Annotated in this window: 21 protein-coding genes and 1 tRNA gene; 11 read left to right on the top strand and 11 right to left on the bottom strand. The window is 28.6% G+C overall.

Features of this window, described 5'->3' with window-relative positions; translation table 11 throughout:
* Both KFW21_06155 and KFW21_06150 read right to left on the bottom strand, forming a co-directional pair.
* Complete coding sequence (locus KFW21_06155; protein ID MDK2819011.1) at positions 1-1,269, bottom strand: oligosaccharide flippase family protein; 1,269 nt, start codon at positions 1,267-1,269, stop codon at positions 1-3.
* A gap of 3 nt (positions 1,270-1,272) precedes the next feature.
* Complete coding sequence (locus KFW21_06150; protein ID MDK2819010.1) at positions 1,273-3,822, bottom strand: UvrD-helicase domain-containing protein; 2,550 nt, start codon at positions 3,820-3,822, stop codon at positions 1,273-1,275.
* Positions 3,823-4,002: 180 nt separating this feature from the next.
* Here KFW21_06150 and KFW21_06145 point away from each other — a divergent pair, with 180 nt between their 5' ends.
* The 7 genes from KFW21_06145 to KFW21_06115 all read left to right on the top strand — a co-directional run bounded on the left by KFW21_06145 (position 4,003) and on the right by KFW21_06115 (position 10,434).
* Positions 4,003-4,563 carry a hypothetical protein gene (locus tag KFW21_06145; GenBank protein MDK2819009.1) on the top strand — a complete coding sequence of 187 codons (561 nt, stop codon included), beginning with the start codon at positions 4,003-4,005 and terminating at the stop codon, positions 4,561-4,563.
* 21 nt (positions 4,564-4,584) lie between these two features.
* Complete coding sequence (locus KFW21_06140; GenBank protein ID MDK2819008.1) at positions 4,585-5,871, top strand: hypothetical protein; 1,287 nt, start codon at positions 4,585-4,587, stop codon at positions 5,869-5,871.
* Positions 5,872-5,996: 125 nt separating this feature from the next.
* Complete coding sequence (locus tag KFW21_06135; protein ID MDK2819007.1) at positions 5,997-7,733, top strand: ankyrin repeat domain-containing protein; 1,737 nt, start codon at positions 5,997-5,999, stop codon at positions 7,731-7,733.
* Positions 7,734-7,806: 73 nt separating this feature from the next.
* A tRNA-Glu gene (locus KFW21_06130) sits at positions 7,807-7,878 on the top strand.
* Between the two features lie 61 nt (positions 7,879-7,939).
* The gene (lptC, locus tag KFW21_06125; GenBank protein ID MDK2819006.1) at positions 7,940-8,569 is read left to right on the top strand and encodes an LPS export ABC transporter periplasmic protein LptC; all 630 of its coding nucleotides are present in this window, start codon (positions 7,940-7,942) and stop codon (positions 8,567-8,569) included.
* Positions 8,570-8,571: 2 nt separating this feature from the next.
* The gene (locus tag KFW21_06120) at positions 8,572-9,606 is read left to right on the top strand and encodes a hypothetical protein (GenBank protein ID MDK2819005.1); all 1,035 of its coding nucleotides are present in this window, start codon (positions 8,572-8,574) and stop codon (positions 9,604-9,606) included.
* A 21-nt stretch (positions 9,607-9,627) separates the two neighbouring features.
* Positions 9,628-10,434, top strand: a complete 807-nt coding sequence (locus tag KFW21_06115; GenBank protein ID MDK2819004.1) for a hypothetical protein — start codon at positions 9,628-9,630, stop codon at positions 10,432-10,434.
* Between the two features lie 70 nt (positions 10,435-10,504).
* Here KFW21_06115 and KFW21_06110 read toward each other — a convergent pair whose 3' ends face one another.
* The 9 genes from KFW21_06110 to KFW21_06070 all read right to left on the bottom strand — a co-directional run bounded on the left by KFW21_06110 (position 10,505) and on the right by KFW21_06070 (position 18,049).
* Positions 10,505-11,626, bottom strand: coding sequence for a sodium ion-translocating decarboxylase subunit beta (locus KFW21_06110; protein ID MDK2819003.1), 1,122 nt, complete (start codon positions 11,624-11,626; stop codon positions 10,505-10,507).
* A gap of 9 nt (positions 11,627-11,635) precedes the next feature.
* Complete coding sequence (locus KFW21_06105) at positions 11,636-12,010, bottom strand: acetyl-CoA carboxylase biotin carboxyl carrier protein subunit (protein MDK2819002.1); 375 nt, start codon at positions 12,008-12,010, stop codon at positions 11,636-11,638.
* Positions 12,011-12,036: 26 nt separating this feature from the next.
* Complete coding sequence (locus KFW21_06100) at positions 12,037-12,339, bottom strand: OadG family protein (GenBank protein MDK2819001.1); 303 nt, start codon at positions 12,337-12,339, stop codon at positions 12,037-12,039.
* Positions 12,340-12,358: 19 nt separating this feature from the next.
* Positions 12,359-13,732, bottom strand: coding sequence for a pyruvate carboxylase subunit B (locus KFW21_06095; GenBank protein ID MDK2819000.1), 1,374 nt, complete (start codon positions 13,730-13,732; stop codon positions 12,359-12,361).
* Between the two features lie 147 nt (positions 13,733-13,879).
* Entirely contained in the window at positions 13,880-14,608 is a 729-nt protein-coding gene (locus KFW21_06090; protein MDK2818999.1) for an amino acid ABC transporter ATP-binding protein, read from the bottom strand.
* A complete protein-coding gene (locus KFW21_06085) occupies positions 14,598-15,368 on the bottom strand; it encodes an amino acid ABC transporter permease (GenBank protein MDK2818998.1) in 771 nt (256 codons plus the stop codon). The genes KFW21_06090 and KFW21_06085 overlap by 11 nt, the downstream gene beginning before the upstream one ends.
* Positions 15,369-15,397: 29 nt before the next feature.
* Positions 15,398-16,186, bottom strand: a complete 789-nt coding sequence (locus tag KFW21_06080) for a transporter substrate-binding domain-containing protein (GenBank protein MDK2818997.1) — start codon at positions 16,184-16,186, stop codon at positions 15,398-15,400.
* 75 nt (positions 16,187-16,261) lie between these two features.
* Positions 16,262-17,209, bottom strand: a complete 948-nt coding sequence (locus KFW21_06075) for a hypothetical protein (GenBank protein MDK2818996.1) — start codon at positions 17,207-17,209, stop codon at positions 16,262-16,264.
* Positions 17,210-17,218: 9 nt separating this feature from the next.
* The gene (locus KFW21_06070) at positions 17,219-18,049 is read right to left on the bottom strand and encodes a transketolase (protein MDK2818995.1); all 831 of its coding nucleotides are present in this window, start codon (positions 18,047-18,049) and stop codon (positions 17,219-17,221) included.
* 305 nt (positions 18,050-18,354) lie between these two features.
* On the opposite strand from KFW21_06070, the gene KFW21_06065 reads away from it, so the two are divergent.
* The 4 genes from KFW21_06065 (at position 18,355) to KFW21_06050 (ending at position 23,756) form a co-directional block, all read left to right on the top strand.
* Positions 18,355-19,923, top strand: coding sequence for an alpha-glucoside-specific PTS transporter subunit IIBC (locus tag KFW21_06065; protein MDK2818994.1), 1,569 nt, complete (start codon positions 18,355-18,357; stop codon positions 19,921-19,923).
* Between the two features lie 74 nt (positions 19,924-19,997).
* Complete coding sequence (locus KFW21_06060; protein ID MDK2818993.1) at positions 19,998-21,320, top strand: 6-phospho-alpha-glucosidase; 1,323 nt, start codon at positions 19,998-20,000, stop codon at positions 21,318-21,320.
* Between the two features lie 397 nt (positions 21,321-21,717).
* Positions 21,718-22,533 carry a hypothetical protein gene (locus KFW21_06055; protein MDK2818992.1) on the top strand — a complete coding sequence of 272 codons (816 nt, stop codon included), beginning with the start codon at positions 21,718-21,720 and terminating at the stop codon, positions 22,531-22,533.
* A gap of 20 nt (positions 22,534-22,553) precedes the next feature.
* A complete protein-coding gene (locus KFW21_06050; protein MDK2818991.1) occupies positions 22,554-23,756 on the top strand; it encodes a hypothetical protein in 1,203 nt (400 codons plus the stop codon).
* Positions 23,757-23,799: the final 43 nt, after the last annotated feature.

Genomic DNA, 23,799 nt, shown 5'->3' with positions numbered 1-23,799 from the left:
TTAAATTAAATTTTCAATAGAACTTTCATCGATCTGCTCTTTATGAATAATTCCTTTGTCCTTTGAAATCAATGCGTGTAAAATAACAATACTTAATAAAGTATAACCAACCAAACCTATAATATTTGTAATTTCATAAATTGTCTCATGTTTATAAGCTATTCCACTATATAAGCCTGCGACACCTATTACTAATAAATAAGGGTAAAAAGGATTTTCTTGTACTAAGTAATAATTTAGAAAATAATATATAAGTGGATAAGGAATAAACATAAGATTATAGTAAGGCATAAATGTTTGAAAATATGTAAATATTTGTGGTTCATTTTTGAATAGTATCTGAGCTAAAAATGGGGCTGATACAAAGAAAAAAACTACATAAGATAAAACAAGAATGAGTAAACAACCAAATCCTATCCATAAAGACTTCTTTGATTCTTTTAAAGAACTAGCCATTAAAGGTAAGACTACAAAAGAAATTCCTGTTGTTAAAAAAATCATCCCCTTTCCTAGTAAATTTGCACTAGAAAAAAGTGCTGAATCTTCTGGGCGTAGTATTCTAACTAATACTGTGTCAGAATAAATTAATAAAGAAAATAATCCAACAGAACCTAGTGATACGAATAATAACCTTAAAGAGAAATTTTTAGGAATAAAATTACGATCTATAGATTTGAATACTTCTTTTTTATATTCAAAAATATTACCAAAAATAAAGGCAACATTACTAATTAGTATTCCATACATAGCACCCCAAATAGTAGGATACAACCATACACAAATTACTCCAAATGATATTCTCGTACAACCTTGAATAATTTGAGCAAGACCAGCTTTAAAGAATTTTTTTTCTGCTTGTAAACGACAAACATATGGAATTTGTAACATATTCATTAACAAAGAAAAGAATAATAATACAAAAATTAAAGTATCATTGATATGAAATACTTTTTTAAATATAGGAATTATTAATAACCAAATCACTGTGGAAATAACAGAAAGTTTATTAATATTAGAAGCTGTGTATAAAGACTCTTGCTCTAATTCTGCAGCTGTCATATTAGCATAATGTTTTGTCAGTGCAAATTGATAAGCAGACATTGGAAGTATTAATAATCCTACAAACTGTAATAACGGTTGTATAATCCCATAATCATTAGTTGTCAAAAATATTATCAAAATAAATTGAAACATCATATTCAAACCTGCACCAACCATATTACCTATTGAGTAAAAAGCTGATCCTAATAAAAATTTTTTAATAGGCATTATTTATTCCTCTATCTTTTTTAAATTTAATACAGTACTTCCCATTAATACTTGGGTTCCAAATCTATCAAAAGCAATCCTCACCATAGCACTAGAACTATATTCAACAATCCCTTTACCAAATACAGAGTGTATTACTCCTTGTCCAATATTTAATTCACTTACAGAGGTAATTGCTACCGTTTTAATACTAGTACTATCGACACCCAAAACATCCTGTACCGTTGATGTTTTGATTCTACTATTAGTTGATGACACAGTTGATGTTTTTGAAGTATATTTACTATAATTAGAAGTTCCTGATTTAGCTTGAGTGTAATGATTTTTATAAGATTCATTACTTTTTTTGTACGTATCTTTTTTATTACTGCTAGATTTCTCTGTAACAACATTTAAAATTTCTGTAGGAATAGAGTCTAAAAAATGTGATTTTTCATTATGAACAAATTCTCCATAGCGTAAAGATCTTTCTTCGTAAGTAAGATATAATTTATTCATAGCTCTAGTAATAGCAACATATAACAATCTTTTTTCTTCATCTTCTGCTTCTTGTGTAGTTGCACTAGTTAATGGTAATACACCTTCGGCTAATCCAATAACAAAAACAATAGGAAATTCTAATCCTTTAGAACTATGTATTGTCATCAATGTGACTGTATTATTTTCATCTACATCTTCTTCATTAATAGAAGATAATAAACTAGCTTCTCTTAAAAAATCTGCAATAGATGCTTGTGGATTAGCTTGTTCAAAAACCTTAACAGCATTAACAAGTTCTTGAATATTATCAAATCTATCTTCTGCTTCATGAGTCCCATATTCTGGTATCAAATAATCTTCAAAATAACGAATAGATTCTACTAATATTTTGATAATTTGTGTTGGAGGTAATTTTTCTATAGAGTCTTTTAATTCAGTAATTATTTTACCTAATTCTACAAGATTTTGAGATGCGTGTTTTGTGAGACCTTCTATAGTTTCTGCATTTAAACAAGCTATAGGATAAGAAATATTATTATTTTCTACATAAGATCTTATTTTTTGTTTACCTACAGTACCAACTTTTCTTTTGGGAACATTTACAGCTCGTTCGAATGCTTCAACATCATAAGGATTAACCATAATTCTCAAATAAGATAAAATATCTTTGATTTCAGCTCTATCAAAAAATCGTTGTCCTCCATATATTCTATGCGGAATACTATGTCTTGTCATTACTTCTTCCAATACACGAGATTGAGCATTTGTCCTATAAAGTATAGCAAAGTCTTTATAAGATTTGCCTTGTTCAACTTGTTTTCGTATTTCTTCATATACATAAGCAGATTGTATTCTATCATCACCTAAGCAATTAAAAACAATCTTATCCCCATCGGCTCTTTCTGCTTTTAAAGTTTTAGGCATACGACCCTTAATAGATTTCACAATAGAATTGGCTGCTAAAAGAATATTACCGTAGGAACGATAATTACGCTCTAATCTTACAATATGAGCTTTAAATTCCTCATGAAATTGTCTAATATTTGCTACTTTAGCACCACGCCAAGCATAAATTGATTGATCATCATCACCAACTACACATACATTAGCTCGATTCCTACTAAGTAAACTCAATAAATAATATTGGGGTTTATTGGTATCTTGAAACTCATCTGCCATGATATAACGCCATTGTCTTTGATAGCGTTCACGAACATCAGGACATTGCTCTAATAAGATTATAGTATTCGTAATTAAATCTCCAAAATCCATTGCCTGATTTTGTTTCAGAGTCTGTTGATATTCTTTGTATATTTCAGCACACAGATGATTAAATTCTCCATGAGATGATTTTTCTAATTCTTGTGGAGATATTAATTCTTCTTTTGCTAAAGAAATAACTCTAGCTATCATTTTGTCAGGATGCTCTTTTGGATCTATTTTTAAACGTTCCATAATTTTTTTAATAGTATTTTTAGTATCACTAGAATCATAGATAGTAAAATCTTGAGAAAACCCTATTTTTTGAGCATGTTCTCTGAGTATCATCGCACACATAGAGTGAAAAGTACGAACCCAAGCTGTTCTAGTATTAACACCTAGTAAATGCCCTATTCTTTCTTTCATTTCTCCAGCAGCTTTATTAGTAAAAGTAACACATAATATATTGTAAATTCTCAGATCATATTTTTGCACAAGATGCGCAAAACGATGAGTTATTACTCTTGTTTTTCCTGACCCAGCACCAGCAAGCACTAATAAAGAACCCTCATCGTATAAGACAGCTTCTTTTTGCTCAGGATTCATTCCATCTAAAAAATTAGGATCTAATTTATAAGAACTTGTATCCTGATTGTTATTATAGGGTACAAAATTTTGGTCTGACATAGCTTGATCAAAAGGTGATTCTTCTTCTGGTGAAAAGTTATCTTCAGACATATCTACAGAATTCAATAAATCTGTAAAAGAACCCTCATCGGGTAATTCTATATTTTTGTTATCACTTATAGGTTCAACATCAACTTTTTTATTCTGTTGATTAGAAAATAAAGAATCTGAAAATAAGCTATTCATTTGCACACCTTCAATAAGATTGTTTTATATAAACTATATAATTTTAATACATTCTATAATAGATATAATAATATATTAAAGAAAATTATACAATATATTCATATGAAAATCAATATATTGTATTTGTTTAATAAAAAAATATCTTGACAAAGCGTATTAAAATAATTCATACTATCTATTATGAATTATTTTAAGTATACATTACTAGTGATTATTTCACTTTTTTCTACTACTATTTATTCCAAAATAACTACCAACGATATAGATGTACGAGGCTATACCTTCGGAGAAAAAATATCTTTTGTACTAAATAACGAATATAAACAAAAAGAATATACCTTACTTCCTTTGCGTACAAATGCCAATCAACTTGTTTATCAAGGAATCCTGTTTAATGAGCCAGTAAATTTGATTTTTCATTTTAGAAAAAATCGACTTTCTAAACTTTCTTATATATGGCAAAATATTACTAACGACACTATATTTTACCGTTATTTACAAGTTTTATTAAAAACTAAGTATAAAGAAGCCGAAACAAAGCAAATACAAGCTCTTAACAGTGATATACAAATAAATACTTATATACAATCTATTACTAATAAAAAAATAATCACACCATCTTTGTATATAGGATTAGAAAAAATTAGCTCTTCAAATTCTAATACTATATTTATATTAGAATTTAAAACTTATGATTCAGATCAAACCATAAAAAATAAAATCTTATCAGAAGATATATAATAGATATTAAAGGAGTATTTAATGACTTTTCATTTAAAAACATATCCCGACGCACTCAGACAGTTGTTTGTAGCTTGTTCTGTAGAGGAAACAAATACGGCATTTGATAAAGCTATCTCTATTCTACAAAAAAACTTTATCCTTCCAGGTTATCGAAAAGGAAAAGTTCCTATAGATATGATTTCAAAAGCAAATCCACCTGAATTACTGAGTATTGTATCAGATATTCTTACACAAGAATCATTTACATATATCGAAAATCAAAAAACACCTTTGTATGGTCAACCTCGTTTTAATCCAATGAACGGACTATCCAGAGATAAAGAATTTTTCTTCTCTTTTGTATATGAAATTTATCCTAAAATCACCAAAGAACCTGATCTTTCAACATTAGAATTCAACTATGAAGCTTGTGAGATGGATCAAAAATTTATAGAAGATACTATGTGTCGTCAAATTCAACTTTTAGAATCAACTTCTGGTACGATTCAAGAGTTTGATATTGTAAAAGTAGAAATTTTAAACAAAGATTATATTGGCGATAAAAAAGAATCTTCTTTCGATACTAGTAAATTAGAACTTCTTGTTAATAAAAAAACAAATGATACTATTTCTATTGCTTTTGATGATCTTTCTGGTTATTTACTTGAGTTTATAGGGAAAGTTTCAGATCCAATTCAAGTTAAAATTATTGATATTTTAAGAGCTAAAGATTGGAAAAATGTTACAGATGAAGAAATTGCTGAAAAATCTCCTTTTAAAACTAAAAAAGAATATTCAGAACAATCTCAAAAACAATTTGAGAATTTAGTTACCCAATACAATAATTCTCAAAAAACAGAAGTGCTTTCTAATATAATTTGTTCTCAAATTCAAGCTGAATTACCAAAAAGTTTATGGTTAAATAATCTTCGAGATCTTACTATTAAAGTAGCTGAAAAAGAAGTGATATCAGAAGATATTTCTCTCACTGATATAGCCAAAAATAAAAATATACTAGAAAAATTCTCAAAACTACCTATTGATTCTATTGAAGGGCTATCTTTTATTATTTGGTTAGAAAATATATCTCAAAAAGAAAATATATCTTTAGATGAAAATGAATTAGAATATCATTTTCACAGATATGCTCAAGTAAAAAAAATACCTATAAATGATTTTAAAAAGAATATTACATCTGAAGAAAAAGCATCTATCAAAAACGAAGTTATTCGTGAAAAAACTATACACCATTTACTGGAAACATTAAAATTCACTGCCAGTAAAAAAGTAACTCTTGCTACAGCACTCAAAAATATGCGTAAATAAATTTAATACATAGAAACAATCAAAAAAAGATAAGGGCTTATAATTTGTCTCTTGTCTTTTTTTTGATTATTTTTATAAAAAATTATATACTTAATATAAGATTCGCAATATTTAATGGGGATATTATGTTAAAAATTATATTTATACTTTTCTTTATTTTTACACCAAAACATTCCTTTACGCAAGATACTACATATGACGAAGATGGTATAGTTGAAGAGTTAGCAGGCGAATATGAATCCATAGATGATGATGAATACTATGAAGATTTCACATCCACCAATATTGTACAAATTACCAATTACTCAACAAATACTGTTTTTATTTCCAATACATCTTATATTACTATACCTTCTATAGAAACTATTTCTCCAACGCTATGTCTAGCCATTCTTAAAAGTGATTTAAAAGAATTAAAGACTTTTATATCTCAAGACCCCAGTGTATTATTCAAAACTCGTGGCGATGGTAATACTCTTTTACATATCTCAGCAACTCGACCAAACAGAGAAATTATAGAATATCTTCTTGAACAAAAAATCGATATCAATGCTACTAATAACGCAGGGAGAACGGCGCTTCATATTGCTGCTCAATTAAACAATTTACTTGTAGCAGATGTTCTTGTAAAATATAAGGCTCAAATAAGAAAAAATGATAATTTTGGTCATAGTGCTTTATGGATTGCTAATATAAAAGGTTTTCCTCAAATGCTTCAATTATTAGTTAATGCTCAAAAAAAAGAACCTATTGTATTTAAAACATATAACATAACAACTAATCAGCAATTAAAAGGTATAAACCCTCCAAATATTTTCAATACCTATACACGTTTTTCAGAAAAAATTGTCACATCTGGTCCTATTTTAAATACTCCTTGGCATAAAGCTCTATTCACTCTTGATTACAAAGAAGTTGAGGATCTTATTAGATTCGGCTTAGATCCTAATATTAAAGACAATAAAGGACGAACACCTCTACATTTGGCCGCTTTATATAACAACAAACTAGCTTTACAATATCTTTTACAACTACCTTCTATTAATTATAAATTACTTGATAATTTTGGAAGCTCACCTTTACATACTGCTGCTGGTAAAGCTAGTCCTGAAATATTAAAAACTTTAATAGATGCTGGATTTGATATTAATCAAAAAAATAAAAGTGGCTGGACTCCGTTATTTGAAGCAGTACTATTTGGAAATCAAGATGTTGTCCGTTATTTATTAAAATTAGGAATAGATCCTAATACTAAAAATAATATGGCTAGAACTCCCCTACACGAAGCTTCTCGATTAGGTTATAAATATATTGTTAGAGATTTATTAGATACAGGTGCACAATATAATATAAAAGATTATCAAGGTAAAACACCTTTTTTTCTAGCTGTTGAAAGTGGTTATGTTGACATTCTCTCTCAACTACGTGAAAAAGGTGCAACAGCTGATGATGATATGAATCTCCAACAACAAACTCCTTTACATATTGCTGTACTAAACAATAATAGTACTCTCGTTAAATACTTAGTTGATAATTTTTCAATTAATATAGGACAAATCGATTCTTTAGGAAGGACCGCTTTAGATTTAGCATATGTAAAAGGAGATAATGATATTATAGCTCACTTAGCTAATACTTATATGCAACAACAAACAGGTCTTGTTATTCAAACAAATGCTATAGTTCCTATAGCTTCAACAAGTATTACTAATACTAATATATCTCAAGGTGATATAACAAAAGAAACAATACCTGAAGATGAAAATATTGATAATCAAATAGAAGATGATATTTATGACGAAAATATTGACGATCAAATAGAAGATAATACTTATGATGAATATGATACTACAGAAGAATAAATAATAAAAAATAATAAAAAAGTATTGACATCTAATACAAAATATTATATAATATTAGTACATTAGTCATTAAGCCCCCTTCGTCTAGTGGTTAGGACACAAGATTTTCATTCTTGGAACAGGAGTTCGATTCTCCTAGGGGGTAATTAAAAAGTACCTAGATTCTATACTAGGTACTTTTTTTATATCATATATGTGAGTATTTTTTGAAAACAATAAAATTTATATATTTATCTTTACTTATATTTATAACTTCTTGTGGTATTAAATTAGGAAGAAATGATAGAGAACAAAGAAACTTACCAGCAGCTTCTATGCAAGATTTTTTATATACTTATACTGAAAAAAGTGGATTTCGAGAATGGGAAATCAAAGCTGCTCAAGCAAATACTTATGACAAAAGTGATATAGTATATTTGTATAATTTTACTATGACTTTGTTTTCTGAAAGTAATCAAATAAAGTCAGTACTTGTAGCCAATAAAGGTAGTATTCAACAAAATATTGGAAATCTTATTGCAGATGGTGAAGTTCGTATTTTTTCTGCAAATCAAAGTGAACTTCAAACAGAAAAAGTATATTGGGATCAAAATAAAGAATTATTTTACTCTGAAACTAATAAATTAGTAACTTATACAAGAGGATCACATAAAATAACAGGATATGATATGGTTTCTGATTCAGCATTAGAACATATAGAACTTAATAATAGTGTAGGACAAATATTAACTGATAGTGACGATTCTCAACAAAATTCTAGCTCTACTAATTCTTCTAAAGAATTTGAAAATGAATTCAAACTATTAGAAGATGAAGAAGCTATTGAAGGGACTTAACAATGTCGTCTAAAAACCTACAATATATTTTTATTGTGACCTTATTTAGCTTATTATTTATTGTCCAATTTTCTTTAATTAACGGATTATCCGTTTCTGTTGCTGTAACAGCAGGAAAAAGTATATTTAAAACAATAGATGGATTAGTTATTCTTGAAACATTTAATAATAGACGACCAACCCTCAGTCAAGGACCTATTGCATTAGTTTCTGATACAATGACTTACGATGAAAAAGAAGAAATTGGTTATGCTTATGGTAATTTAAGATTTGCAGATTTAAATAATAGAACATTTTTTTCAGCACAAGAAGGAACTTATTTTACAAAAGAAAAAAAAATTATTCTAAGAAAATCTCCTCAAATTTTATTAGAACAAGGTAATAATATTTCTACAAAAATTACAGGAAGAGTTATTACAATATATCCTGATGATTCTTATATTCATGTTCAAGGTAATATAGCTATCGATGATGGAACAACATTTATTACAGGAGAAGAGGTTAGAATTTGGTCAAAAGAGGATAAAATGATTGTTTCAGGAAATGTCCAAACTATATCTGATACTCAAAAACTTGTTGCAGATCGTTTGAATGTGCAATTTAAAAATGGAGAACTAGATAATTATATTGCTCGAGGTTCTGTAATTGCAAATTCAGAAGAAGATGGATTTACTCTTCAATCTGATGTCCTTTTTTATAATCATGAAACTGATTTTTATAAAGCCTTAATAAATCCATCAATTTTTTTTCAAGAACAAAATACTATATCTCATGCTAATATAATAGAATTCAACAAAGCTACTGATACAGGTAATTTAATCGGTGATGTTGTTTCTATTCAAGGAAATGGTGATCAAATAGCATATTCTAGATGGGCTGTTTTTCATGGTTCTAATAATATGATTAATATGTATGGCAATCCTCGTTTAGTACAAAAAGGTTCTGAAATTTTTGGTACTGAAATCATTATAAATATTGACTCTAATAATATGGAAATACTTGGTGGTGGTAGAGGGTTTTTTGATAGAAATCAATAAACTAAATTTTTAGGAGAAATTATGTCAGATAATACCTCTTCTCATTTTCTTGATCGTTTTGAAGAGCTTGGGCTTAGTAGAAATGAAGCTTCTGTTTATTTAGCATTATTAAAAAATTATCCCGTAACAGGGTATAAATTAGCTAAGGATAGCGGTATATTAAGACCTATTGTCTATGAAATGCTTACAAGACTTGTTGAAAAAGGTGGAGTGAAAATTGTAAAAGATTCCCCAGAACAATATAGCCCTATTTCTCCAGAAAATTTTCTTACAACATTAGAAAAACGTTTTACAGATGCTAAATCATCATTATCTGTATCCTTAGCTTTTTTTCAAGATAAAGATACAGATAATGATGATTTTTGGAATTTATCTGATAAAGATACAATTATTGCAAATATTCAAGATATTATTACTAAAGCCAAAAAAGAAATTCTTTTTTATTTTAATCATGAAACTTATGCTATATTTTTAAAAGAATATTTATCAAAAAAAGTTGCATCAGGAGTACAAGTTATTGGATTTTCTTATAGAGATATTCATTTACCAGGTACGGATCTTTATACTTATAAAATTGATAGAAATATTAAAAATTCATGCATAGATGATGATAGAATTATAATAGTAGTTGATAATAAATATTCTATTATAGCTGATATGGATGTAGGGAAAGCTTGTCAAAGTATGAGACCAGCTCAAGTAACAACAACACAAGATTTTATTAGGATGAAAATTGTCTTATATAGACTTAATCAAGTCCTAACACCATCAAAATTAACTCTTTATCTTTTTGATAAAGATAAAGAGTTTTTTGAAAATATTATTTAACTTAAAAAAACACAAGTATTAAACTTGTGTTTTTTATTTTTAATAATTTATATATATAGTAGTGTTATATTTATTTAAAGAAACTTAATAATGTCCCAGCAGCAACAGCTGAACCTATCACTCCAGCAACATTTGGTCCCATGGCATGCATCAATAAAAAATTAGTTGGATCCTCTTCTACTCCTACCTTTTGAACAATCCGAGCAGACATAGGAACAGCACTAACACCAGCAGCTCCAATAAGAGGATTTATTTTTTGACCACTAAGTATGCACATTACCTTTCCTAATAAAACACCACCAGCAGTACCAATAATAAATGCAAATAATCCTATTGTGAGTATTTTTAAAGTATCAATTATTAAAAAAGTTTCAGCTTTAGCTGTCGCTCCTACAGTAATTCCTAGAAATATAGTAACTATATACAATAAAGCGTTTTTTCCATTTTCAACTAAATTAGGAACTACGCCACTTTCTTTAAATAAATTTCCTAACATTAACATTCCAACTAAAGATGTTGATGAAGGTACTATCATAATAATAATAATCATTACAACAATAGGGAATAGTATTTTTTCTCGTTGAGATACATACCGCAACTGTTCCATTTTTATAAGTCTTTCTTTCTTTGTTGTAAGTAATCTCATAATAGGTGGTTGAATAATAGGAACTAACGCCATATATGAATAAGCTGCAATAGCTATAGGTCCTAATAAATGAGGTGCTAATTTGGATGTTAAATAAATAGCTGTTGGTCCATCAGCACCACCAATAATACTAATAGCAGCCGCTTCAGGTCCTGTCATTCCTAATAAAACAGCAATCCAAAAAGCCAAAAATATTCCTAATTGAGCAGCAGCTCCTAATAATAAACTTTTTGGATTTGCAATTAAAGGAGCAAAATCTGTAAGCATCCCTATCCCTAAAAATATTAGTGGTGGATAAATACCTAATTTTACACCTTGATATAAAATATATAATAATCCTCCCTCATTCATCAATCCTTCTCCTATAGATGTTGGTAGATTAATCCATAACATACCAAAAGCTATAGGTAATAATAAATAAGGTTCATAACCTTTTGCAATAGCTAAATATAATAATATCAGCCCTATACCTATCATTATTAATGAAGATATAGTCATCATTGCAATTCCAGTTGTTTGATATAAATTTAACAATAATTCTTGCATTGTATTCTCCTATGCAAGCTCTACCAAAGTAGATCCACTATCAACTAATTGACCTTCTTTTACTAATAAAGAAACTATAGTGCCATCTTTTGGAGCAATAATATTATTTTCCATTTTCATAGCTTCTAATATAAGAATCGTTTCTCCTGTTTTTACGGTATCACCAATATTTTTCACAATTTTCCAAATATTACCTTGCATTGGTGCTATAATTGGTATTCCTTTTCCTGTAACAGATACTGATGAAGTTGTTGATTGAGGTTGAGCCGAAGATGTTGCTGGTACTTGATTCTGTATAGGAGCAAATGCAGCTGTCTCTGAAACAAATTCAACTTCTACTTCGTATATATTTCCTTCAACTTTAACTTTATACATTTTTGACATTATTATTCTCCATTTTTACTGTTTTATTAGCATGAAATTTTATGAATACTTGTAATTCTAACTTGAGTTTTCTTTGTTGTAATTTCAAGACTTTCTAAAATCGTTGCTATAATAATCGCTTTGTGAAGAGATGAGACAACAGAAAAATATGCTGGTGATATATCCGTAGATTTCTCAATAGATGTTGAAATTATAGTGATATTATTTACTGGAATAAAACGAAATAAACTCAAAATCATTGTTAATAGTATTAGTACTAGAAAAACTACTCCCATTCCTAAAAATGTAATAAGAGCCGTATCAGTAAGTGTAAGTATATCTCCAAACATTCGATACTCCTTTAATAAATTATGGTAGTATTTCTACTTCTATATAATCTGTATTTTTTTTAGATTCTAGATACGATTTTGCTATTTGTGGAAACAAAATACATGATAATAATTCTTCATCATTATTAATAATATGTGCATATTCTTTACGAGCATTTTCTAATTCAGGTTTTACTAATGCAGAAGGAGATCCTGTATAATATTTTTCTGTACCACAAATTTTTTGCATAATTTCAGATTTGATAGGTACAGAACTTTTTCCATAAAATCCACTAATATAATCTTTAGCTTCTTTGGAACAAATTTTATATCGTTCACCTAGTAGTACATTCATAACTGCTTGTGTTCCTACAATTTGACTAATAGGAGTTACTAACGCTGGATAACCAAAATCAGCTCTGACTCTTGGTATTTCTCGAAGAACCTCTTCATATTTATCCATTGATTTTTGAGATGTTAATTGAGAAATAAGATTACTGAGCATACCTCCAGGTAATTGATATTCAATAAGTTTAGGTTCTGTAAAATAAGATTGAATATTAATTAAATTTTGATTCATGTATTTATTTCGTAATAACTTGAAATAATCAGCTATCTCTGAAAGTAATTCTTGATTTAATGTTGTTGGGCGAGTACTTCCTTCAAAACATTTGACAATACTTTCTGTTACAGGTTGTGCAGATCCTCCACCTAAAGAAGATATTGATGTGTCAATAGAATAAGCACCAGCATCAGTAACTCTTTTATAAAGAATAGATCCAATACCAGCAGTATCATGTGTATGTACAACAATAGGAATATTTGGCATTTCTTTTTTTATAGCTGAAACCAACTTATATCCTGTTTCAGGTAATAAAATACCAGCCATATCTTTGATAGCAATTTCATCTGCACCAAGATCTCTATATTGTTTTGCCAAATTTACAAAAAATTCAATTGAATGCACAGGACTGATAGTATATGATAGCGCAGCTTGAGCTATACCACCATATTTTTTTACAGCTTCTAGTGGAACTCTAATATTTTCAATATCATTTAAAGCATCAAAAATACGAACAATATCTATTCCATTCTCTATAGCTTTTCTTATAAATAGATCAACCGTATCATCTGCATAATGTCTATAGCCAACAAGGGTTTGACCTCTTAATAACATCTGTAAAGGTGTTTTTTTCACATATTTTTTTATTTCTTTTAAACGATCCCATGGGTCTTGATTTAAAAATCTCATAGCCACATCAAAAGTAGCTCCACCCCACATTTCTAAAGATCTATACCCAACTTCATCCATTTTTTCTAAAATAGGTAACATATCTTCAGTTGGCATTCTTGTTGCCAATAAGGACTGATGTCCATCACGAAGAACTGTTTCTGTAATATTAATAGTGTTCAAATTCTCCCCCTATGCTTAATTTCTCTATTTAGATTTTTATTATAAGTATATATATTCTTGTATTACCAACATAATATATGTCTATATTTTATACTTTTTTTTTAGTTATGTCAATATCTCTATATATTTTTATAAATAATTTATATTTTAATTCCATTCTAGTATTTTAGCTAAAAAATAATTTAACTCTGGACTTTGTGGATTGTTAAAAAAGTTCTCACTTTTATTATGTTCTATAATCTTACCATCGTATAAAAACATTGCTTTTTCACAAGCTAATCGTGCAAATCCCATTTCATGAGTAACTACAATAATATTTTGACCTTCTATTACCAATTCATTAATCATATTTAAAACTTCTAAAGTGTATTCTGGGTCTAGAGCAGATGTAGGCTCATCTAATAATAATAATTCAGGATTAACAATGATTGCTCTAGCTATAGCAATTCGTTGACATTGTCCGCCTGATAATTGATGTGGATATTTATGTGCATCTTTTAATAAACCAAATCGTTCTAATAACTCATTAGCTTTTTTAGTAGCATCTATTACAGTAAGATTAAATACTTTAGTTAAAGGAAGTGTAATATTCTGTAAACCTGTTAAATGGGGGAATAATCCATTACTTTGAAAAACAAACCCTATTTTTTTATACCATTCATTATGTTCTTTAAAGTCAATTTTATTATAATTGAAATAAAAATTACCTGAACTAGGATATAACAATCCACCTAAAATTCTTAATAAAGTGGATTTTCCACCTCCAGAAGAACCTATAATAGCAAGAGAGTTACATTCATCTTCAAAATTAAGATTGTTTAACACTTTTTTTTCATCAGAAAAAAAATGATTTATTGCCTCTAATTTAATGTGCATAACTAAATTTTTTCTCCAAATATTGACTTAATAAAATTACAGGAAAAGTTAATATAAAATACAATAACCCTAAAAAAAGATAATTTTCAAATAACGCATAATTAATTGAACTAATTTCTTGTGTTGTTTGTGTTAATTCTATTATTGCTACTACAGATAAAAGTGATGAATCTTTTATAATTGATGCAAACTGACCTGCTAATGCTGGCATAATTCTAATAATTAATTGAGGAATAATCACCAAACTAAGTGTTTGTTTTTTAGAGAGTCCTATGGCCTGAGCTATTTCGTATTGTTGTTTATCTAATGATAACAAACCTCCTCGAATAATCTCACTAATATAAGCGCCTTCAAATAGAGATAATATTAATATTCCTGCAATATATCTATTTTCAATACCCCATGCTGTTCCAACAATATAATAAAAGAAAAATATCTGTACCAACAAAGGTGTTCCTCTAATAATTTGAATGTATACTCTACAAAAATAAGATATAAATAATATTTTAGAACGAACTCCTATTACTGTAAATGATCCTACAATCATACTAAAAATCAATGAGAAAAAACTAATTACTACTGTCATTAAAAAACCGTGTCGAAATCGTGTTGTATATTCAAGTAAAATTGAAAAATCTAAATGTAATTCTAATTTGTGAATAGTTAACCATGAAAAAATAAATAATACCATTATTAATAAAATAATATTACCTAATCGATACACTAGCGAAGGGGGTTTTATTGATATTTTATTATCCATTTATTCCCCTATTAATCAATTTATTTATTTTAAAAGAAAAAATCAAAATCATGTTTATCAAATTCTTTTTTTTCTACTATTAGGTGTCTTTTTGTAATTTCTTTAAAACCCTCATTTGCTTTAAATTCTATAAGAAATTTATTAATATCAGCTTGCAATTGAGTCTTACCTTTTTTTATACCAATACCCCATACATCAACATCTTCATCAGCAATATCTAAGGCTACAATTTTTGTCGTATTAGGATTCATTTGATAATTTCTAAAAATTGTTAATTGATCATATAAAACAGCATCAGCCTTACCTTGTACAACCTCTGTAACAGCAGCACTTTCACTAGCAAAAGAATTAATTGTTGCATTTGTAAGATACTTTTGTGCAAAAATAAATGGGGTAGCACCTTGTTTAACAGCTACAATTCTACCTTTTTGATTCAAATCGTCTAGAGAATTAACAGGAGAATTGATATTTACAAGCATTGCTAACAATGATTTAGAATAAGAATCTGAAAAATCAATTTGTCTTTTTCTTGCTTCTGTAATTGTTAATGAAGAAAGAATTATATCTATTTTTCCAGTTTGCAGAGCAGGTATCAAGCCATTCCATGCTATATTTTCAATAACAACTTCTTTATTTAGATATTTACCTAATTCATAAGCAAGATCAACACTGACTCCTATAGGATTTCCATCATTATCTTTTGTTTCAAAAGGAGGGTACGCTAATTCCATACCAACAATAAGTTTATTGTTGTTTTTTTGAGTACAAGCTCCTAGTATAACAACTACCAATAATACTATAATTATATTTAATTTCATACCATTACTCCTTATATTATATTATAACATATTTTTAAGAATTTTTATAATAATAGATAAAGAATTTCAATATAATTAAATAGCTTTAAGAATTTTTTTAGCTAATTTATCTCCAGTCCAAGCAAAAATATCTAATAATTGAGCAAAAGTAGCAACTTGTCCAAAACTTTCTGCTCCAATCTGTTGAAGTTTGACAGGATGGTGTGCTACTAATACTTCTGCAATAGCTGATCCTAATCCACCTCTAATATTATGATTATCTAAAGCGACTAGATGTTTACACTCTTTTGCAGCTTTGATAATGATATCTTTATCAATTGGTAAAATTGTAAAAAGATCTATCACTCTGACACTTTTTCCTTGAGATTTCAAAATATCTGCAGTATCTAATGCTTGTGAAACCATTGCTCCAGAGGCAAAGATACAAATATCAATTCCCTCTCTAATCATTATACCTTTACCGATTTCAAAGCTCATCTCATCTTGATAAATCTTACGAGATGGTCTTCTTGCAAAACGAACATAATTGAGTCCTTTCATATTTTGTCCAAGTTCTTTGATAATAGCATACATTTGAACAGAATCACAAATATCAAATACTTTTGTATTACTTAATGATCTAAACATTGCTATATCTTCAAAAGTAGTATGAGTTCCACCGTTATAAGCAGTCGTAATCCCAGGGTCTGTACCCAAAATAACAATAGGAATATCTGTATAAGCAGAACTGACTGCAGCTTGATCAAAACATCGTCTTGATGCAAAAGGAGCAAAACTGTGTACAAAACATTTGTACCCTGTAACTCCTAAACCTGCAGCCATACTAATCGCTTCAGCTTCCATAATTCCAATATTAAAGAAACGCTTTGGAAATGCTTTTTGAAAAACACCAGAACCACTAGATGCAACAAGATCTGTATCAATAAAACAAACCTTATCATCTTTTTTTGCAATTTCAATAATACCATCTAAACATGCCGTTCTAATTTCTTTGTTATCTATTATATTTTCTTGTACTATCATCTTAATCCCTTATAATTCTGCTTTTTTAGCATAATATTTTTTAGCATTATTTAAAAGTTCTTGTTTTTCATCTGTATCAATTCTCAAATGATGATCATTAATGTTTTCTAAAAATTCAATACCTTTACCTTTAATAGTAGTCATAACAATTACTGTTGGTTTGGACTGTTCATGAGCTTTGAGAATTTGTTCACGTAATTGTTGGTGATCATGTCCATCAACACGTATTGCATTCCATCCAAAAGCATCAAATTTTTGTACAAAATCAAATGCTTCACAAATATCTGATGAAATACCATCTAATTGTTTTTTATTATCATCAACAAATACAATTAAATTATTTAGTTTTTGATGAGCTGCAACTTGAATAGCTTCCCAACACTGACCTTCATTGAGTTCTCCATCCCCAACAATACAATATACTTTTTGATTTTTATTTTTCAATCTCGCTCCTATTGCAATACCAACTGAAGCACCAAATCCTTGAGCTAAACTTCCTGCAGTCATATCTACACCAGGTGTTTTCAATCTATCCACATGAGAAGGTAGAATAGTACCAGGTTGATTTAGCGTATGTAATATTTTGAGATCGAAAAAATCTCTAGAAGCAAGTGTTGCATAAAGTGCTGCCCCTGCATGGCCTTTACTCATTACAAAATAGTCTCTTTCATCCCATCTTGGATGTTTCGGATCTATTTTTAAAAGTCCTTCTTTTGGAGCATATAAAACAGCTAAACAATCAACTATAGATAGAGCTCCTCCTATATGTCCAAATCCCATATGGATAATCATATCTATAGTATAATACCTAATTTTATGAGCAAATTTCTCTGTTGTCATTATGTTAATCCTTTAATATGAATAATAGAATTATATTATATTATATTCATACGTTTTGTCAATCTTAAATCAATCTATAAAATTTAATAATAAGTACTTATTTTAACAAAAATAATTTGATAAAAAATGTGATTTTTTATCCTCATTTTTAATTTTAAAATATATAAATAAACATATAATTGATTATGAGTAAATATTTTAAAATAATATATAAATATATTAAAAAAAATCTCTTGACAATTTTTTTTTCGAATTTATAATTTAAATACAAATTAAAATTATAGGAGTTTAAAATGCGTACGAATATTAAAGAAGCGATGCAGCAATTTGGAGCAGCAATGTTTGTTCCTGTGCTATTGTTTTCCTTTTCGGGATTAGTTGTTGGTTTAACAATTGTTTTCAAAGATCAAAATATTGTAGGGTCTATAGCACATCCCGATGGATTTTTTTATAAAATACTATCAATTATAGAAGAGGGTGCATGGATGGTATTCCGAAATATGCCCTTACTATTTTGTTTAGGAATTCCTATTGGACTATCAAAAATAGCTCCAGAGCGTGCTGTTTTGGCAACATTAGCTACCTATCTATCATTTAATTATTTTATTTCTGCAATTCTTAGTATTTGGGGAACTAATTTTGGAGTTGATTTTAGCCAAGATGCTGGTGGTATAAGTGGTTTAGCAATGATTGCTGGAATCAAAACACTAGATACCAGTATTTTTGGTGGCATTTTAATAGGAGCACTTGTTACAAATATTCACAACAAATATTATGAATATAGACTTCCTGATTATTTAGGAGTATTTCAAGGGACAACGCTAGTATATATGATAGGATTTTTTGTAACATTACCTATAGCATTTCTAACGGTTCTTATTTGGCCAAAAGTACAGATGGGAATTAATTCTATGCAAACTATGCTTGCAAGCTCTGGAGCTATAGGTGTTTGGATTTATACTTTCCTTGAGCGTATTTTAATCCCAACAGGATTACATCATTTTATTTATGGACCATTTATCTTTGGACCTGCTGTCGTTCCTAATGGAATAGAACCTACTTGGTTTCAAAATGTTCATGAATTTGCTAATTCTGGACTTTCTCTTAAAGAGCAGTTCCCAGGAGGAGGATTTTCCTTACATGGAAATTCAAAAGTTTTTGGTAGTATCGGTATTGCATTGGCACTGTATGCTACGGCTAAACCTGAAAATAAAAAGAAAGTCTTAGCATTATTAATACCAGCAACACTTACTGCTGCAGTAGTTGGTATTACCGAACCTCTAGAATTTACATTCTTGTTTGTTGCCCCTATATTATTTTTAATACATTCCCTATTAGCTGCCACCTTAGCAATGTGTCTCTATATGGCTGGAGTAGTTGGTAATATGGGAGCTGGATTATTACAGTTTATTACTGCAAACTGGCTATTTACTTTCAGAAATCATGGTGAATTAATTATTATTCAACTTGTAATAGGCTCTATATTTGTATGTATTTGGTTTGTTGTATTTAGATTTATTATTCTCAAATGGAATTTAAAAACTCCTGGTAGGGAAGACGACAAAAAAACTATAAAACTTTACACCAAACAAGATGTTGAGAACAAGAAAAAAGCAAGTTCCCAACTTTCCTTTGCTGATCAAGCAATTATTTTTTTAGATGCACTTGGAGGAGCTGAAAATATTGAAACAGTAACGAATTGTGCTACCCGTCTGAGAGTAGTTGTCAAAAATATGTTAAAAGTACAAGAATTACCTGCATTTCAAGAAGGAAAAGCTCATGGACTCATGAAAAAAGGCAATTCTATACAAGTAATTGTTGGTTTATCTGTCCCTCAAATTCGTACTCAATTTGAAGAATTATTAAAAAAATAAATTCATCTTTAAATAAAATAAAAAATCTTATTAAAAATCTTATTAAAAATCTTATTATAGATTAGGAGACTATTATGAAAAAATATTCAATTGTTATCGCTGGTGGAGGAAGTACCTTTACTCCTGAAATTTTATTATTACTGTTAAGTCAACAGGATAGACTTCCATTAAGAGAGCTGAAATTATATGATAATGATGCTGAAAGACAAGCAATCGTAGGAGATGCTTGTCAAATCATTATGAAAGAACAAGCTCCAAATATTAAATTTAGCTATACTACTGATCCGAAAGAAGCTTTTACAGATGTCGATTTTGTTATGGCACATATTCGTGTTGGTAAATATGAAATGCGTTCTCTTGATGAAAAAATACCTCTAAAATATGGAGTCGTAGGACAAGAAACTTGTGGACCAGGAGGAATTTCTTATGGTATGCGTTCTATAGGTGGCGTTATTGAGCTTATTGATTTTATGGAAAAATATTCACCAGATGCATGGATGTTGAATTACTCTAATCCCGCAGCTATCGTTGCCGAAGCAACACGCCGTTTACGCCCTGAATCTAAAGTGTTAAATATTTGTGATATGCCTATCGGTATTGAAGATTCCATGGCATCCATTTTAGGACTTAAATCTCGTAAAGAAATGCAAGTGCGTTACTATGGACTAAATCATTTTGGTTGGTGGACAAGTATTATCGAAAAATCAACAGGTAAAGATCTAATGCCACAATTACATGAACATGTCTCAAAACATGGTTATGCTGGATACCCAGGATTTCATGCTGATGAAGATTGGACAGATACTATGACAATGGCCAAAAAAGTTCATGCTCTTGATCCTAGTACTTTACCAAATACTTATTTAAAATACTACCTATATCCAGATCATGTTGTTGGGCATTCTGATATTAACTATACCAGAACAGATATGGTAAGAGCAGGAAGAGAAAAAGAAGTATTTGGTGAATGTCGTCGTATCGTTCAACATGGTACTGCTAAAGATTCTAAATTTGAAATCGGCGGACATGCTACTTATATTGTTGATTTGGCAACAGCTATAACCTCTAATACAGGAGAAAGAATGTTATTAATAGTCCCAAATCAAGGTGCTATTTCTAATTTTGATGCCGATGCTATGGTAGAAATTCCTTGTATCGTAGGTTATTCAGGACCTGAACCTTTAAGTATTGGTGAAATTCCTCGTTTTCAAAAAGGACTTATGGAACAACAAATAAGCGTTGAAAAATTGGTTGTCGAATCTTGGATAGAAGGGTCTTATTTAAAGTTATGGCAAGCACTTACTTTATCTAAAATAGTTCCTAGTGCAAGTATTGCAAAAAAAATACTTGATGATCTTATAGAAGCTAATAAAGACTTTTGGCCAAAATTAAAATAATTATTAAAATATTTAACTGAAAAATCCCCTTATTAAATAAGGGGATTTTTCTATTGATTTTTATTTATCTTTTATCGTGTAAATAGTACCAGATTGATTTAGCGTGTATAATATTTTGAGATCAAAAAATATCTAATTACTAAATAATTAACAATACATAAAAATTCTCCTAGATGTCCAAATTCTATATGATAATCATATCTATAATACCTAATTACATGTGCAAATTTTTCTATTGTTATTATGCTAATTCTTTAAAATATGAATAATAGAATTATATTATATCATATGTTTTGTCAATCTTAAATTAATCTATAAAATTTAATAATAAGCACTTATTTTGACAAAAATAATAAATCCATCTATAATATATTTACTCGAATTAAGGATATCAATCATGTTACAAGTTTTATTACTACTTTACATCTATATACTATCATTGCCTATATTATCATTATCACAAACCTCAGATTCTACATCAACAGATCAAGAACCTGAATTTAGTTTTAATTATAGTTATGAAGAAAGTGAAACTAAAGAATTATTGAATAACATAGATGAAATAAATAAAATAGAACAAATGAAGAATAAGATCTTTAATACTACTACTTTAATGGACACTAATACCCTAGTTGATTCATCTACTGAATCAACATCTGAATATCAAGGATATGAAGATACTACAGACATGGAAAGTAATTATGAATCAATTGAAAACATAGAACAAATAGATAAAATTTTCGTAACTACCAATGCTTTATCACCTATACCTCTATATAAACTATCACCATCTAAAACATTTGATTTCAAGAACTTAAAAACTAAGAAAATACCAAAATTATTAAGCTCTGATGGTATGTTAAAGAATTTAGATCAAAGTTATTGGTTATTGAAATTTTATAATGATCCTGCGATTTTAGTTTATAAATATATGGAGCTATTTATAAAAGATTCTACGATTAATATTAAATTTTTAGATTATCAAGATGAAGTTGTTGAGAATAATATATATGCACTTACTCCTATAAGAATGTTCAAACCAAATGAAGGGATATTTGCTTACCCTGATAAAAAAGATGGAGATATTTCTTTTATATATATTCATTTACTTTTACCTAATTTATTAGCTATGAAAATGACTTCTTCATTTGAAGAAGCTGAAAAAATGTCTGAACAGAGCCTTATAGAATTAGGTGTATTCATATTAAGATAAAGATAAAAAGGAAGTATTATATGTTATATTATATATTGTTACTACTTATTAGTGTTTCTTGTAATGTCAATTCATCAAATCAAACTTTTAATCCAGACTCTTTCCCCCCAATACCTGATTTTCCAGATCAAAATCCTGATCCAGAATCCTTCCCCCTAGCACCTGATTTTCCAGATTTAGAAGTAAATAGTTGGAAATATCTAAAGTCAACAAAAAATCTATCTGGTCGTATGGTGTCATCTGAACATATTACAGTATCTGATAATAATACTCCCTATATTAGTGTTCTCAATGGTGGTAAAATATATGTATATCGTTGGAGTGGTAATGATTGGATTCAAATAGGATCTGAAATATCTGCAGAAAGTCATCATTCTCTTATTACTTTCAAAAATATTCCTTATATTACTTATATCGCTAATGACAAAAGTTTTGTGCAAAAATTTAATTTCGATAGTAATACATGGATTAACGCTCACAATGATAATACCTTATCCACAATAGAAAAACTTAGAGTTATTTCTTTGTATCCATATCAAAATCGATTATATTTAATGTATGTTGAGGATACTAGTAGGAAACTATATGTTAAATATTTAAACAATAACAGTTGGGAATCTTGTGGAGAAACATCAAACGATAGATTTGATGGCTCTGTAAACAATGGTATACAAATGGCTTTCTATAATAATACGCCCTATATAGCCTTAAAAAGATTTTTTGATAGTGAGCCTGTGGTACTAATGTTAAAAAATAACAAATGGGAACAAATTTCAGCCCCTAATATACCAAATAGAAAATCTTTGTATAGTGATTATTTTTTTTATATTGATAGTAATGGAATAATGTATCTTAGCTTTTTATCAGATACTTTTGCATCAACATTAGGTACATTTGAAATTTTTAAATTATACAATAATAAATGGAAGACAACTATTCCTTTTAGTAATAAAATCTATGGCTATCAAACTATATTATATCAAAACAAATTATATATCGCTTATTCACATTCACTAAATCCACTCGTTCAAAAAGAAGATAAAGTACAATTTGATAGATTTAATGAAGGCTTAGCTCTTGAAAATAAGGATATGAATATTATATCAGATTTAGGATCTACAGGAGCTAATGTCAAAATAGCTATTAAAGATAATCGCATCTATGCATTATATTTAGATAGAAAAATAAACTCATTAGTAATAAAGTCTTCTTTATTAAAATAAAAAATATCTTGACAATTTATTATTTTTATGCTATAATATTATC

It is taken from the genome of Spirochaetota bacterium (assembly GCA_030154445.1).
Classification (GTDB): Bacteria; Spirochaetota; Brevinematia; order Brevinematales; family Brevinemataceae; genus Brevinema_A.
This window is presented reverse-complemented; position numbering and strand designations above follow the sequence as displayed.

Bases quoted from the DNA above. Each gene is read 5' to 3' on its own strand.
- KFW21_06100 (MDK2819001.1), bottom strand. From the start codon at position 12,339: ATGTTTGGAGATATACTTACACTTACTGATACGGCTCTTATTACATTT.
- KFW21_06155 (MDK2819011.1), bottom strand. From the start codon at position 1,269: ATGCCTATTAAAAAATTTTTATTAGGATCAGCTTTTTACTCAATAGGT.
- KFW21_06120 (MDK2819005.1), top strand. From the start codon at position 8,572: ATGTCGTCTAAAAACCTACAATATATTTTTATTGTGACCTTATTTAGC.
- KFW21_06060 (MDK2818993.1), top strand. From the start codon at position 19,998: ATGAAAAAATATTCAATTGTTATCGCTGGTGGAGGAAGTACCTTTACT.
- KFW21_06075 (MDK2818996.1), bottom strand. From the start codon at position 17,209: ATGATAGTACAAGAAAATATAATAGATAACAAAGAAATTAGAACGGCA.
- KFW21_06050 (MDK2818991.1), top strand. From the start codon at position 22,554: ATGTTATATTATATATTGTTACTACTTATTAGTGTTTCTTGTAATGTC.
- KFW21_06085 (MDK2818998.1), bottom strand. From the start codon at position 15,368: ATGGATAATAAAATATCAATAAAACCCCCTTCGCTAGTGTATCGATTA.
- KFW21_06105 (MDK2819002.1), bottom strand. From the start codon at position 12,010: ATGTCAAAAATGTATAAAGTTAAAGTTGAAGGAAATATATACGAAGTA.
- KFW21_06080 (MDK2818997.1), bottom strand. From the start codon at position 16,186: ATGAAATTAAATATAATTATAGTATTATTGGTAGTTGTTATACTAGGA.
- KFW21_06090 (MDK2818999.1), bottom strand. From the start codon at position 14,608: ATGCACATTAAATTAGAGGCAATAAATCATTTTTTTTCTGATGAAAAA.
- KFW21_06055 (MDK2818992.1), top strand. From the start codon at position 21,718: ATGTTACAAGTTTTATTACTACTTTACATCTATATACTATCATTGCCT.
- KFW21_06110 (MDK2819003.1), bottom strand. From the start codon at position 11,626: ATGCAAGAATTATTGTTAAATTTATATCAAACAACTGGAATTGCAATG.
- KFW21_06145 (MDK2819009.1), top strand. From the start codon at position 4,003: ATGAATTATTTTAAGTATACATTACTAGTGATTATTTCACTTTTTTCT.
- KFW21_06140 (MDK2819008.1), top strand. From the start codon at position 4,585: ATGACTTTTCATTTAAAAACATATCCCGACGCACTCAGACAGTTGTTT.
- KFW21_06070 (MDK2818995.1), bottom strand. From the start codon at position 18,049: ATGACAACAGAGAAATTTGCTCATAAAATTAGGTATTATACTATAGAT.
- KFW21_06150 (MDK2819010.1), bottom strand. From the start codon at position 3,822: ATGAATAGCTTATTTTCAGATTCTTTATTTTCTAATCAACAGAATAAA.
- KFW21_06115 (MDK2819004.1), top strand. From the start codon at position 9,628: ATGTCAGATAATACCTCTTCTCATTTTCTTGATCGTTTTGAAGAGCTT.
- KFW21_06135 (MDK2819007.1), top strand. From the start codon at position 5,997: ATGTTAAAAATTATATTTATACTTTTCTTTATTTTTACACCAAAACAT.